Source organism: Massilia aurea (assembly GCF_024753205.1).
Taxonomy (GTDB): domain Bacteria; phylum Pseudomonadota; class Gammaproteobacteria; order Burkholderiales; family Burkholderiaceae_D; genus Telluria; species Telluria aurea.
In genome coordinates, this window is the sequence record NZ_JANUGZ010000005.1 from 394,190 (window position 1) to 407,584 (window position 13,395).

The 13,395-nt window shown below is 65.2% G+C and carries 14 protein-coding genes; 4 read left to right on the plus strand and 10 right to left on the minus strand.

The window, feature by feature from the left end:
* Positions 1 to 15 precede the first annotated feature (15 nt).
* Together NX775_RS21140 and NX775_RS21145 are read left to right on the plus strand one after the other, a co-directional pair.
* Positions 16 to 594 carry a HupE/UreJ family protein gene (locus NX775_RS21140; RefSeq protein WP_258837753.1) on the plus strand — a complete coding sequence of 193 codons (579 nt, stop codon included), beginning with the start codon at positions 16 to 18 and terminating at the stop codon, positions 592 to 594.
* 73 nt (positions 595 to 667) lie between these two features.
* Complete coding sequence (locus tag NX775_RS21145) at positions 668 to 2,362, plus strand: SulP family inorganic anion transporter (protein ID WP_258837754.1); 1,695 nt, start codon at positions 668 to 670, stop codon at positions 2,360 to 2,362.
* 36 nt (positions 2,363 to 2,398) lie between these two features.
* Here NX775_RS21145 and NX775_RS21150 read toward each other — a convergent pair whose 3' ends face one another.
* Complete coding sequence (locus NX775_RS21150) at positions 2,399 to 3,310, minus strand: LysR family transcriptional regulator (protein ID WP_258837755.1); 912 nt, start codon at positions 3,308 to 3,310, stop codon at positions 2,399 to 2,401.
* Between the two features lie 94 nt (positions 3,311 to 3,404).
* On the opposite strand from NX775_RS21150, the gene NX775_RS21155 reads away from it, so the two are divergent.
* Entirely contained in the window at positions 3,405 to 3,851 is a 447-nt protein-coding gene (locus tag NX775_RS21155; protein ID WP_258837756.1) for an ester cyclase, read from the plus strand.
* A gap of 25 nt (positions 3,852 to 3,876) precedes the next feature.
* Here the strand turns inward: NX775_RS21155 and NX775_RS21160 are convergent, their stop codons facing one another.
* Entirely contained in the window at positions 3,877 to 4,509 is a 633-nt protein-coding gene (locus NX775_RS21160; RefSeq protein WP_258837757.1) for a 1-acyl-sn-glycerol-3-phosphate acyltransferase, read from the minus strand.
* Between the two features lie 191 nt (positions 4,510 to 4,700).
* Between NX775_RS21160 and arsC the strand changes: the two genes are divergently transcribed.
* Positions 4,701 to 5,048, plus strand: coding sequence for an arsenate reductase (glutaredoxin) (arsC, locus tag NX775_RS21165; RefSeq protein WP_258837758.1), 348 nt, complete (start codon positions 4,701 to 4,703; stop codon positions 5,046 to 5,048).
* On the opposite strand, the gene NX775_RS21170 is transcribed toward arsC, so the two are convergent.
* From NX775_RS21170 to NX775_RS21205, 8 genes are all read right to left on the minus strand, one after another.
* Complete coding sequence (locus NX775_RS21170) at positions 5,023 to 5,484, minus strand: acyl-CoA thioesterase (RefSeq protein WP_258837759.1); 462 nt, start codon at positions 5,482 to 5,484, stop codon at positions 5,023 to 5,025. The two genes, arsC and NX775_RS21170, sit on opposite strands and share 26 nt — an antisense overlap.
* A gap of 98 nt (positions 5,485 to 5,582) precedes the next feature.
* A complete protein-coding gene (locus tag NX775_RS21175; RefSeq protein ID WP_258837760.1) occupies positions 5,583 to 6,341 on the minus strand; it encodes a hypothetical protein in 759 nt (252 codons plus the stop codon).
* A gap of 7 nt (positions 6,342 to 6,348) precedes the next feature.
* The gene (gene pepN / locus NX775_RS21180; protein WP_258837761.1) at positions 6,349 to 9,003 is read right to left on the minus strand and encodes an aminopeptidase N; all 2,655 of its coding nucleotides are present in this window, start codon (positions 9,001 to 9,003) and stop codon (positions 6,349 to 6,351) included.
* 180 nt (positions 9,004 to 9,183) lie between these two features.
* Positions 9,184 to 10,152, minus strand: a complete 969-nt coding sequence (locus NX775_RS21185; RefSeq protein WP_258837762.1) for an IS1595 family transposase — start codon at positions 10,150 to 10,152, stop codon at positions 9,184 to 9,186.
* 172 nt (positions 10,153 to 10,324) lie between these two features.
* Entirely contained in the window at positions 10,325 to 11,386 is a 1,062-nt protein-coding gene (locus tag NX775_RS21190; RefSeq protein ID WP_258837763.1) for an alkene reductase, read from the minus strand.
* 9 nt (positions 11,387 to 11,395) lie between these two features.
* Entirely contained in the window at positions 11,396 to 11,692 is a 297-nt protein-coding gene (locus NX775_RS21195) for an ArsR/SmtB family transcription factor (RefSeq protein ID WP_258837764.1), read from the minus strand.
* Positions 11,693 to 11,864: 172 nt separating this feature from the next.
* Positions 11,865 to 12,839, minus strand: a complete 975-nt coding sequence (locus NX775_RS21200) for a succinylglutamate desuccinylase/aspartoacylase family protein (protein ID WP_258837765.1) — start codon at positions 12,837 to 12,839, stop codon at positions 11,865 to 11,867.
* Between the two features lie 75 nt (positions 12,840 to 12,914).
* Positions 12,915 to 13,385 (minus strand): hypothetical protein, encoded by a 471-nt coding sequence (locus NX775_RS21205; RefSeq protein ID WP_258837766.1) that lies wholly within the window; start codon positions 13,383 to 13,385, stop codon positions 12,915 to 12,917.
* Positions 13,386 to 13,395 lie beyond the last annotated feature (10 nt).

The window sequence follows — 13,395 nt, forward strand, 5'->3', positions numbered from 1 at the left end:
ACCAGGGAGATGACCATGACGACAAGTTTGCGCGCGCTGCGCCACACCATCCGGCACCACTTCGTCCGCGCGGGCGTGGCCGTGACCGCCCTGACACTGGCGCTGCCGGCAGCCGCGCATCCCGGGCACGCGCCCAACAGCGGCTTCATGGCCGGCCTGCTGCACCCGGTAACGGGCGTCGACCATTTGCTGGCGTTACTGGCCGTGGGCCTCTGGAGCCGCCAGCAGCACCGCTATCTGCTCGCGCCGACGTTCCTCGTGATGATGGCGCTGGGCGCGGCCAGCAGTGGCGGCGTCGTGTTGCCGGCCCTCGAACTGTCGATCGCGGCGACCGTGCTGCTGCTGGGCGGGTTGGCGGCGTATGCGCCTCGTCTGCAGCAGCCTCAGATGGCCGTACTCACCGTCGGCGCCTGCGCCTTTGTGCATGGACTCGCGCACGGCAATGAACTGACCGGCATGGCCAGCGGCGCCGGCTTCATCCTGGCCAGCGCCGGGCTGATGCTGCTGGGCGCGATCCCGGGCGAGCGCCTGCGCCGGCCACTGGCTGCGGCCATCGGTGCGGCGGGCATCTGGCTCGTGGCACTGGCCGGCTGATGCCCTGCCGGTACGGGTAATTATGCTACGCTAGCGCTCTTTTTACCGTCGGCCGTCCCGGCCAGGACTTTCCATGCTTGAGTGGTTGCGCCCGTACCGGCGCGCCGCGCTGCCGGGCGATATCAGCGCCGGCATCGTGGTGGCGATGATGATGATCCCGCAGGGCATGGCCTATGCACTGGTGGCGGGCTTGCCGCCGGCGGTCGGCATCTACGCCAGCATCATCCCGCCCTTGCTGTATGCGCTGTTTGGCACCAGCACCACGCAATCGGTCGGGCCGATGGCGATCATTTCCCTGATGACGGCGTCCACGCTGGCGCCCCTGGCCACGCCCGGCACCGCGCTGTATGGCGTGCTCGCCGCGCAACTGGCTTTGCTGTCCGGCCTGGTCCTGCTGCTGTGCGGGCTGCTGCGCATCGGCTTTCTTGCCAATTTTTTCTCACGCCCCGTGATGAGCGGCTTCACCATCGGCTCGGCGATCGTCATCGCGTGGGGGCAACTGCGCACGCTGGTGGGCGGCCCCATCGAAATCGGCATGACGCCGCACCCGCCGAGCATCCTGCTGGGCGTGGGCTCGCTCGTGCTGCTGCTGGCCGCGCGCAGCCACCTCGCACCGCTGCTGCGCCGGTTGCGCGTGCCGACAGCGGCGGCCGACGTCGGGGCCAAGCTGGCGCCGATTGCCGTCGTGCTGGGCGCGATGGCCCTCGTGCAGCAGCTGGGTCTCGTGCAGATGGGGGTGGCCACGACGGGCGCCGTGCCGACCGGTTTGCCGGGCCTGAACCTGGCGACGTCGTCGCAGCACTGGCAAGCCTTGCTGCAACCGGCGCTCTTGATCGGCTTCATGGTGTTCCTGATCAGCATGTCCGGCGCGCAGGCGCTGGCGCTCAAGCGGGGCGGCGAGAAACTGGTGAGCAACCGCGAGCTGGTCGGCCTGGGCGCGGCGAATATCGGCAGTGCACTGACGGGCGGCTTTCCCGTCACCGGGAGCATGTCGCGTTCTGCCGTAAATTTCGCGGCCGGCGCCAACACGCAACTGGCAAGCATGATCACGGCCGGCCTGCTGGCGCTGGCGCTCGTGCTGCCCACCGGCTGGCTCGCGCTGCTGCCGCTGCCGACGCTGGCTGCGACGATCATCGTGGCCGTGCTCGGGATGCTCGACCTGTCGACGCTGCGCACCGCCTGGCATTACGACCGCGCCGATGCGCTGGCGCTGCTGGCCACCGCCGGCGGGGTGCTGATCCTCGGCGTTGAAGCGGGGGTGCTAGTGGGCGTGGCGCTGTCGATGGTCGTGCTGATCTGGCGCGCCAGCCGGCCGCACATCGCGGTGCTGGGCCGCATCCATGGCACCGAACACTTCCGCAATGTCGAGCGCTATTCGGCCGAGACGACGCCGGGTCTGCTGATGCTGCGCGTCGATGCCGGTCTGTTCTTCGGCAACGTGGATGCAGTCAACGAGCGCATCGACGAAGAACTGGTCGCCCATGCGGGCACGCGCCATCTGGTGCTGGTGCTGTCGGCCGTGAATGCAATCGACACGTCGGCGCTGTTCGGGCTGGAAGAGTTGAACAGTTCGCTGAACCGGCGCGGCGTGCTGATGCACCTGGCCGAAGTGAAGGGGCCGGTCATGGACCGGCTCAAGGAAAGCGATCTGCTGGGTAAGCTCAACGGCCAGGTGTTCCTGAGCGCCGCCATTGCGTGGGACCAGCTGGCCGGATCGCGTGCTGCCGGCACGCCGGCCGCGGCCGCGCAGCCGGCGGGTAAGCCGTAGCAGTTCGCGCGCTGCTGCCTTCAACGCAACGGATGATTACAAGGCGGCTGACTGCTGCGCGATGAATTCCCTGAACCATTGTTGTGCGGGGTTGCTGTCGCTACGGCGATGCCATATCAGGTGAAACGTGATTTCCGGCAGCACCAAAGGTGGCGTGAACATGACAAGCCGATGGCTGGCCAGCGAATCATCCGCTACGCGCTTGAGGATGGTGGCAGCCATATTGGTGCGCGCAATGACCGCAGGCACGGCAAACAGTTGTGGCAAGGTCAAGGCAAGCTTGCGTTGCTTGCCCTGCTGCGCGAGGGTTTGATCGACAAGACCATGCAACTGCCCTTCGGGTGACACGAGCACGTGCTGCAGGTCTAGATAGGTGCGCAAATCCATCGGATGACTAGCCGCCGGATGGTCGGTCGACACGATCGTGACAAACGCATCGCGCATGAGTGGCCGGGTCATGACGCGGGCATCCATCACGGTCGGCGCCACGCCAATGGCAACATCGATCGATCCGGCATCGAGCAGATCGACCGCTGTATCCCGGTCGTTATACGCGAGCACATTCAACGATATGCCCGGCGTGGCGCGTTCGAGCGCTTCCACAAGCGCCGGCAGCAGGACCAGCGTGGGGTAGTCCTGCAGGCCCAGTCTGAACGTCACCGACGCCGTCGTGGGTTCAAACGCAGGCTGCGTCAGCATCGCCAGCTCGATCTGACGCAGGGCCGCAGCCACGGGCAATGCCAGATCGCGTGCGCGTGCGGTGGGAACCAGGCCGGCACTGCTGCGTTGGAACAGGGGATCGCCCAACAAGGTGCGCAGCCGTGACAAGGCGGCGCTCATTGCCGGCTGGCTGACGCCCACCTGGGTCGCAGCACGCGTGACATTGCGTTCGTTCATCAACGCGTCGAATGCGACCAGCAGATTCAAATCCAGGCCATGAAAATCCATGGAGCGAATAATACGGTATATCGCTTATTTGTTGGACTGATTGAGTCGCGCAGAACACACTGGCGCCTCATTCAACTTCGAGCAGATCCTTCCGATGACGATATCAACGACCGCCTTGTCGCACCAGCTACGCACCGAACTCACCGTCGTGGAAACGCTGTACCGCGCATTCAGCGAACAGAACCCGGATCTTGTCGATGCCGTGCTCGCCCCGGCGTGGGAGGACATTCCGCTGGCCCCGGGCCAGGGCCCCGGTCCTGCTGGCATCAAGCCGATCATCCGGATGCTGGCGGCCGCATTTCCGGACGTGCACATCACTATCCATGACACGATTCAGGAACCCGGGAAGGTCGCGGTGCGCGCGGAGATCAGCGGGACGCATCTGGGCGAGCTGTTCGGCATCGCGCCCACCGGCAAGAAAGTCAGCTTCCGGTTGCACGAGTTTCACACGCTCGAAGGCGGCCTGATCACCACCACCTGGCACATGGAGGACTGGTTTGGTCTCTTCCTGCAGCTTGGCCAGTTCCCGCTACAAGGCTGAACCTTTTTACCGCCATTGAACGGTGTCAGGCGCGCTTGCGCTGCGCAGATTGCTCGTCGCGTGGCGGGGCCAGCACGATCGGCGCGGCATTCTCCGGGTACAGCGCCTGGCTGCCTACGTAGACGGCGCGGATGGCGTCCATGTCGCGCTCGACGTCGCCGGTCGGCGTCATCGTGTCGACAAGGCTCAGCTCTTTCTTGCCATAGTCAAAACGCACCAGCACCATCGGCACATTGGCCGTGACGGCCAGGTGGTAGAAGCCGCTCTTCCAGTTGGGGCGGTAGGCGCGCGTGCCTTCCGGCGTGATGCCGATCCAGAACGATGGCGCAGCGAGCATGGTGTCGGCCAGCTGGCGCGTTGCGCCCATTGGCGCGCTGCGATCGACCGGGACACCGCCCCAGTGGCGCATCAGGCGGCCCATCGGCCCCCGGAACAGCGTGTCCTTGGCCAGCCACTTGAACTGCGTGCCCATGGCCCACGTCGCCAGCAGGCCGATCGGGAAATCCCAGTTCGACGTGTGCGGATAGATGACGCAGACGCCGTGCGGCCCTGGCAACGGTTTGAAGAACACCTTCCAGCCGAAACACTGCAGTACGCGCAGCGCCGCGCGCTGGCGCAGGGTGGGCAGGGCTGCAGGGCGCAGCAGGTAGTCAGTCATCGGGTCTCCGGAGGGTGGCGTCAGTCATCTGCAAGGGCTGCAGTTCTCACGCTCGATAAAATCAAGCGTGCGATTCTAGCCCGCGCCGGAAGGGGTCACAAGCAAAATAGTGGTGACGGGTATGCGCTGTGGTTATCATGTCGTTGTCCGATTCGCCACACTATGATGAGAAAAACACCGTTGCTATGACCATGGCCATCACGATTTACCACAATGCCCGCTGCGGCACATCGCGCAACACGCTGGCCGCCATTCGCGACGCCGGTCACGAACCGCAGATCGTCGACTATCTGGTCAACCCGCCAACACGAGACACGCTGACCCGCTTGATTGCCGATGCGGGTATCTCAGTGCGGGAGGCCGTGCGCAGCAAGGAAGCGGTTTTCACCGAATTGGGGCTGGACCAGCCGGGCATCAGCGACGCTGCGCTGCTGGACGCGATGGCCGCGCACCCGATCCTGATCGAGCGGCCATTTGTCGTGACACCCAACGGCGTGCGGCTATGCCGGCCGTTCACACGCGTGCACGAGATACTGTAGGCGGGCCGCCCACGATCACGGGCATGTAGGTGTCCAGGAACTCAGCAGGCATGCGGCGCGGCCGGCCGCTCGACAGTTCGATGCAGACCAGGTCCCAGCGACCGCGCAGCACCGTGGCGCCATCGCTGTCGCGCACGAGCTGGAAGCGGCGTTCCATCGACAGCTTGCCGTCGCCGCCAACGAGCCAGGTGGCCAGGCGCAGGGCTTCGCCAACAAATGTGGGCAGCAGGTAATCGTATTCGCCGCGCCGGATCGCCATCGCCCGGTCCAGGCGCCGGTAGTCGTCGAGTGACAGGCCAAGACTGTTCGAGTGCGCCCAGCCGGCCTGCTCGCACCAGCGCACGTACACCGCATTATTGGTATGGTTCAGGCCATCGATGTCGCCGGCCTGTGGCGTCACCGCCAGGATGAACGGTTGCGGGTAATCCCAGTCCAATGTGTTGTCTCCGTGAGCGGCAAGGGGCCGCAAGTCCGGCCATTTTACGGCAGGGCAGGATGGCGGTGGATGGCGAGCGCGCGCGGCTTGTCAGCGGCTCAGTCGCGCTTGAACTGCACCCGGGTCGGGCACTCGATCGTCCCGGCGAAGCCCCCGCCGCCGGCCGTGTCGAACGAGGTTGCGCCGCCTACCTGGGCGCCGAACGGGCTCGGCCTGATGCCACCACCGGTGCGGCACCAGGTGCGCCCGCCCAGGCGGAAGCGGTACACGACGACGCCGTCCGGCGCCGTATAACTTTCCGATACCAACGTGCGCGAGGTGTCCACACGGGCATTGCTGACAGCCTCCGCGAAGCGCTGCCACTTGTTGTCGCCTGGGTCGAGCGGCGCCAGCTTCCCTTTGCGCAGCTCGTGATCGACCGCGCCTGCCGTGCGTTTGCCGCGGCTGGCCAGGCTGTCGTCGCCTGTGACGGCGGTGTCTTGTGCTGAGCCGGGCGGGGTCGGGAACGGTTCTGCGGCGGGTTCGCTCGTGGCCGCAGGCGGCGCGCTGTCTGCAGGTGCTGGCGTGATGGGCTGTGGCGCTACTGGCGGCGCCGGTGGGGCAGCGCGCGCAGGAAATGCTTGCGCTGCGCGCGGTCGTGATGACGATGCGGCGGCGGGGGCAGTGGAAGAAAGTGAAGGCGCCGGCGCCAGCACTGCCACCACGATGAATTCACGGGGCGCCGACACAACCGCCGGCAGCACCCGCACGCCCGTCGCCTGCAACCACCACCAGCCCAGCAGCAGGTGCAGGCCAACGGTGACCACAAGCGGCCAGCCGGGCGTGCGGCGCGGCGTCAGGACCCCTTCACCCAGCATATGGCGATCAGCCTTTTGGTGCGCTCAGCTTTGCCTTGATCGCCACGCAGCGCTGATCGTCCTGCAGCGTGTCGAGCAACGTGCGGCGCGTGAACGCCGACAGGTCCGTCATCGTGGCTGCTGCGCGGCTCAGGCGCGCCACGCTTTGCGGCGTGCAGGTGGCAGGGATCATCGTGCCCGCATATGCGCGCATGAAGACCGGACCACCCGTCTTGTCCACCTGCGGCAAGCGCGCCAGGCGCGCATCGGCATCGCGCTCGTTGAGCGCGCCCTGTTCGGCCGGGAAGATGCTGCCCATCGCGGTGCGGATACGCGAGAACGGCAACGCCGTTTTCTGGTCTTCGATCTGCTTGACCCAGTCCGCCTTGACTGCGGCGTCGGGGCGGACGACCGTGGCCGCCACGGCCGCGATCTGGCCGGCGTCCGACTTGTCACGTGCGGACTCCTGCGCGATCAGGTCGAACGCGCCAGGATAGTTGTAGCGGTTCAGGCGCGCGATGATCGACCAGCGCTGCGGCTGGCCCACGGGCACGCCGCCCGCATCGACCTGGCCGCCCAGGATACCGGCCAGGCGTGTCAGCGCATCCGGGCTGCTGGCAACGCTCACGTACTGGTTGAACCAGCGGCGCTGGAAGTCGGCATTGCCCTTGTTGGCCAGCACGCCGTCCCATGCCATCTTTTCCAGTGCCAGCGTGGTCTGGCGCGTGTAGGCGTTATCCAGGTTCATCGCATCGAGGTAGGCCTTCGACTCGCTGACCTTGCCCAGCACATCGCCCAGCAGCGTGTAATCCTTCTCGAGCGGCGCATTGTTCAGCGCCACGGTGAGGAAGTCGTTCAGTGGCATCTCGGCGTCGCGCACGCCATCCCACAGGCTCTGCCACAGCATCGCGCGCAGCAGCGGATCGTCGACCTTGGCCAGGCTGGTGCGCGCGGTGGCGAACGAGCGCTTGTCGAGCTTGACCTTGGCGTAGCCCCAGTCCTGGTAGTTCGGGTAGACCAGATCCGGGCAGGCCGTGCCGTTCATGTCCGGCACCGCGGTCCTGGCGCCCGTGTAGGTGACGGGGACGTTCTTCACGAGCGTCAGCTTGCCGCCGTCGATCTTGAAGGCGCCGATCTGCACGCGCTGTTCGCGCAGCGTCGGCAGGTCCTTCGATGGCGCGGTCTGCGTCAGCGTGAAGTTGCGGATCTTGCCGCCGCTGCAGCTGTAGTTCGCGGCGATGGTGTTCACGCCGGCGTTGTACAGCCACTGTTTGGTCCAGCCGGACAGGTCGCGGCCTGCTGCTTCACCGAGGCTGCCGATGAAATCGTCGAGCGTCGCGTTCTTCCACGAGTACTTGACCAGGTAATTGTGCACGCCCTTGCGGAACACGTCTTCGCCCAGCAGGTGGCGCAGCTGCTTGAGCGTCGAGCCGCCTTTGGAATAGGTGATCGCATCGATGTTGTCGAAGGCATTGCTCGACGACGGCACCGGCACTTCGATCGGGTGCGTGCTGGCAGTCTGGTCCTGGATGTAGGCGCGCTGCTTGCCGCTCTGGTAGAACTTCTGCCACGAATCCTTGAACTCGGTCGATTCGACCGTCGCCAGCACGCCCATGAAGGACGCGAAGCTTTCGTTCAGCCACAGGCCGTTCCACCACTTCATGGTCACCAGGTTGCCGAACCACTGGTGCGCCATCTCGTGCATGATCACTTCGGTCAGCGACTGCTTCTGCTCGGCCGTCATATTGCCCACGCCGTAGCGCGCTTCGGCAAACGTGATCGCGCCGGCGTTTTCCATCGCACCGTACAGGAAGTCCGGCACGATCAGCTGGTCGTATTTCTCAAACGGATACGGGACGCCGAAGTATTCTTCGAAGAAGCCGAGGCCGGCCTTGGTCTGGCGGAACCAGTCTGCCGGGACCACCAGCTTGGCCAGCGACTGGCGCGCGAACAGGCGCATCGGGTACTTGCCGCTGTTGTCTTCCCAGACCTGGTACGGGCCGGCGTGCAGCGAGAAGTTGTACGGGCTGAGTCGCTTGGTGGTCTTGAAGGTCCAGTGGCGGTTCGCGCCACGCTCGTCGATCTTGGTCTCGCGCGTGGTCGTGACCACGTGCCAGTCGCGCGGCGCGGTGACCGACACCGTGTAGCTGGCCTTCAGGTCGGGCTGGTCGAATACGGCGAACATCTGCTGGGCCGCGACCGGCTCAAAGTGCGAATAGGTATAGATGCGGCCATCGGCGGGATCGACCATGCGGTGCAGGCCTTCGCCATTGGTGCTGTGCAGACGCTCGTAATCGATGACGACCGTGTTGCGGCCCTTGGCCAGGCTGGCCGCGTCGAGCGTGACGAACCATTTGTTGTAGCGCGTGGCGACCGGCTTGCCGTTGACGCTGACCGATTTGACAGTGGCGTCCTTCAGGTCAAGCGTGACCGGCGCGTCGGCATCCTTCAGGTCGAAGGTGACGGTCGTGGTGCCGGCAAAGGTTTCCTTACCGGTCAGCGTGAAGTCCAGCACATAGTCCACGTTCGATACGCGTGCGGAGCGGGCAAAGGCGTCGACCTGCGACAGGAACGGTGTCTCGGCGCGCGCGCCCTGGGCCGCCGGCGCAGCGTGGACGGCGCCGCCCAAGGCGATGGCGGAAGCGATGGCAAGCGCCATGGCGCGGTGTGCTGGAACGTTCACTGAAAATCCTCTCTCGGTAGGCGCATCGACACGTGCGCGCAGTAACAATCTAACAATCGCGCAAGAATATCACTAACGTTCGTGGCTGGACACCCATCACGATGATCCTTTTTCACGCATGCATATGGCATACATATGCTTCATTCAAGCGTCAATACGAAAAAAAAGGCTCAGTCAACCTTATCTGTTGATGACGCCGACTGCGATGCAGAACAACTGTTCTGCGGAACTGACCCGCCCACTATCCAGGGCCCAGCGCCACCCCAGGTAATTGGGCAGGTAGCGCGATGCCACCCCGCGAAAGCCTCGTAGCCAGTCCTTGAAACGCCCGTGATACGCGTTCACGTTCTGTACGTGGATGGCGCGGCTGCCCATATGCCTGACGCGCACGCCGGCGCGCAGATTGACGGTCTCGTGCGCAATCCTGTGCTTGCGTGCAAAGGCCCGGTACGCGGCGTGGCTGTCGCTGACCAGGAGCGCCTGCGGATCAAGCCTGGGCAGCAAATCGCGTTCGAGTTGGGTGGCTGTCAGTGCGCCACGGCCAGTCACGGCATCGATGGTGCGGCCATTCCGGTCGCGCGCCACCAGAATGCAATCGAGATGGCGGGAAATACCAGGCTTGGGCGCGGGGCCACCCCGTCGGCGTGGCGGGCGGTCGAGTGTGCGTGATCCTTTTTGCGATTCGAGGAGGAATGTTTCATCGGCCTCCACGATGCCGTTGAGCGATGCAGGCCGGTCGAGCTTGACCCAATCGAGAAAGCGGTGGCGCCACCTGAATGCCGTGTTGCGGTGCACGCCGACCTGGTCTGCGCCCTTGCGTACGGACAGTGAATGGAGCAGCACCTGCGAGTACGCGAGCCATTTGGCCTTGTGCCTGAGTCGCGCCAGCGGCGTGCCGCTCAGGTCGTTGAACGTGCGGCCACAGGCGCAGCAGCGAAAGCGCTGCAGGTCGCTGGCGAATCCGTGCCGATTGCAGCGTTCGTTGCCACAACTGGGGCAGCAGCGCGCAGGCGCTCTGGCTTGCGCGATCAGTGCGACTACCTGGTCGAGGCCAGCTGCGGGATGCAGGGCGTCGAGCACTTGCCGGCGCTGTGGCTGATTCAGCGCTGGCAACCTGGCAAACCAGTTCTTGAAACGGGGCGCTTTCATGATCGACTCCTGACGCTGGGGACAGGCGTTGGACCATGGGACCGCTGATCAGTTCATCGCTCGGCTCTATTTAACGTTGACTGCGCCAAAAAAAACAGGACCCGCAGGTCCTGTTCGAAGAAGCGCCGCCCCTCGCCGGCGACAGCGGGCGAGGGCGCGGAGAAAGGGATGCTTACACCGTGGCCGGCAGCGCCGGATAATCGGTGTAGCCGGTCGCGCCCGGATGGTAGAACGTGTCCGGGTTCGGCTTGTTGAGCGGTGCGTTCAGTTGCAGGCGTTCCACCAGGTCCGGGTTGGCGATGTACAGCTGGCCCCACGAGACGGCATCGGCCGTGCCGCTGGCGATCAGTTCTTCGGCCTTTTCCTTGCTCAGCTGCTGGTTCGCGATCCACACGCCGCCAAATTCCTTCTTGATCATCGGGCCCAGTTCATCCTGACTCTCGCCTTCGCGGGTGAAGATGAACGCGATCTTGCGGCGGCCCAGTTCACGCGCGACGTAGCCGAAAGTCTCGGCCGGCGTCGAGTCGCCCATGTCGTGCGAGTCGCGTGCCGGCGCCAGGTGCATGCCGACACGGTCGGCGCCCCAGACGTCGATGCAGGCATCGGTCACTTCCAGCAGAAGGCGTGCGCGGTTCTCGATCGAGCCGCCGTACGCGTCGGTGCGCTGGTTGGTCGAGTCTTGCAGGAACTGGTCGAGCAAGTAGCCATTGGCGCCGTGGATTTCGACGCCGTCGAAGCCGGCCAGCTTGGCATTCTCGGCGCCCTTGCGGTAGGCCGACACGATGCCCGGGATTTCTTCGAGGTCCAGCGCGCGCGGGGTGACATATTCACGCTTCGGGCGGAGCAGGCTCACGTGGCCGTCCGGCTTGATGGCCGATGGGGCCACCGGCAGCTGGCCGTCCAGGAACGACGGGTCGGAGATGCGGCCGACGTGCCACAGCTGCAAAAAGATGCGGCCGCCGGCGGCGTGCACGGCGTCGGTCACGAGCTTCCAGCCTTCGACCTGCTCGTCGGACCAGATGCCCGGCGTATCGGCGTAGCCCACGCCCATCGGGGTGACCGAGGTGGCTTCGGACAGGATCAGGCCTGCCGACGCGCGCTGCACATAGTATTCGGCCATCAGGGCATTGGGGACACGGCCGGCATCGGCGCGCGAGCGGGTCAGCGGGGCCATCACAATGCGGTTTGGCCACTCGAGGGCGCCGACCTTGATCGGATCAAACATGGTAGTCATCTTGTTTTCCTAGATTGCGTCGTTCAATTGGGCGAGGAAGGCCGCGATGGCTTCCTCGTTGCGATGATAAAAAACCCACTGGCCGACGCGGCGTGTGCCCACCAGGCCCGTGCGCTGCAGCGTGGTCAGGTGCGCCGACACCGTCGATTGCGACAGGCCGGTGCGCTGATCGATCAGCTTGCAGCACACGCCCATCTCGAGCGGATGTTCCTGCTCGCTGAAGTGCAGCTGCGGATCCTTCAGCCACTGCAGGATCTGGCGCCGCACCGGGTTGGCCAGGGCTTTGTGGATCGCGTCGATGTCCATCGGTTGGTTCCTTATATCGGGATCTTTCGATCCGAATATCGTCATCTTACGATATTCAAAAAAAGTCTGCTGGCGGGGGTCCGATTTTCGCCGCAGGGTGCCGCCTACGCCATCTGGACCGGCGCGCTGCGCCTGTTGCCGAACGCGCTGATCATCAGCGGCATCGTGAAGCTCAGCCCTGCTCGCGTCCGAACAGGGGGTTTGTGCGGGTGAGGTAATACCACTCGGTATTGGCGGCGGCGCTGGCGGCCGGGAACAGGATGCGGCCACCGAATTCGGCGGTGACTGGCGTGCCGTCGGCGCGCGTGCCGATAAGTTCACCTTCGGCCACCGGATCGAAGCTTTTCCACGCACGCGAGAACGCGTCATCCGCGTGCAGCTTGTCGTGCACGACCACCATCGACAGCGCTTCCATGGCGTCAAAATCAACGGGCACGGGGTCGGGCGCGGCGATCAAGCCCAGGTGCGCCAGCGTATTCATGATCGCGCGGTAGGCCACATCGGGCGCGGCCGGATCGTCGTGCTGGCCGGCTTCGAGCGTCAGCGCGTAGCCGCCCGTGCTGCGCATGTATTCAGTGGTGCCCACGCCGTAGCGCAAGACGGTTTCCAGTTCGTCGGCACTGCGGCTGCGGCGCTGCACGCCGTCGCCATAGGTCGCCAGCCAGCCATCGACGAAGCGGCGCACGCCCAGACGGCGCGCCCACGCGCGTTCTTTTTCGGCGTGGCGGAACGGCTGCAGCGTGCCGTCATTGTCGAGCGGACCGACCATCACGAACGGCTCGCCCGTGGCGGCAAACGAGTGGATATCGAGCAGCACGTCGTGCTGGCCGAGCAGCGGGCACAGCCAGTTCGCGATTTGGTCTTCGAAATCCTGCGGGTTCGCCTTCGGGAACAGGTCGCGGTTCAGGTTGCGGTCGCCATTGCGCGTGACCTGCTGGTACGCCAGCGGATTGACGATCGGGACGAACGTCACGCTGCCGGCGGCGATGTGCAGCGCGCCGCTGTCGATCTCGTCCATCACGCGCCGGATGGCTTTGGTGCCGCACACCTCGTTGCCGTGGGTCGCGCCCATGATGATGACGCGCGGGCCCGGCTGCAGGCCGGTGTAGTTGATGGATTTGAACTGGAACTGGCGGGGCGAAGTCATGGGCAGTGTGATTGAAGAGAAAATGGGTGGCGGTATTTTATCGGTAAATGCCAGCGTTGACGCATGCTGGCTGCACTAGCCGCGCGCCTCGATCACGCCAAACCCCGCCGGCGCATCGCCCAGATACGCCAGCACCGCATGCGCCTGGATATTCGCATCGAACTGCGCATTGGCCGCGATCGTCGCGCGCAGGCCCGGCACGATGTCGGGCGTATGCGGCTGACGGTACGCCCTGATCAGCAGCGCCACCAGATCGGCCGGCGCGTCGGCGCGGCGCAGGCGCGCTTCGATGATGGCCAGGAGCGCGCGCTGCATGCGGGGCGTGGGATTGCGGATCTCGCCGAACACATAGGGCGTGTTGGCGATGGCCGCGCAGATGATGGTTTCCATACGCTCGGCCTTGAGGTCGGACGGGATGTCGAAGTAAGCCTTGTTCCAGCGGGTGTACGGGGAAGCGTGACCGCGCGGGAAGCGGTCGGCGTTTTCCAGCCCCAGCGCGTAGCTGGCGCGGGCGAGCAGGTCGCCCAGGGTGTCTAGCAGTGCCATGGCAGGCTGT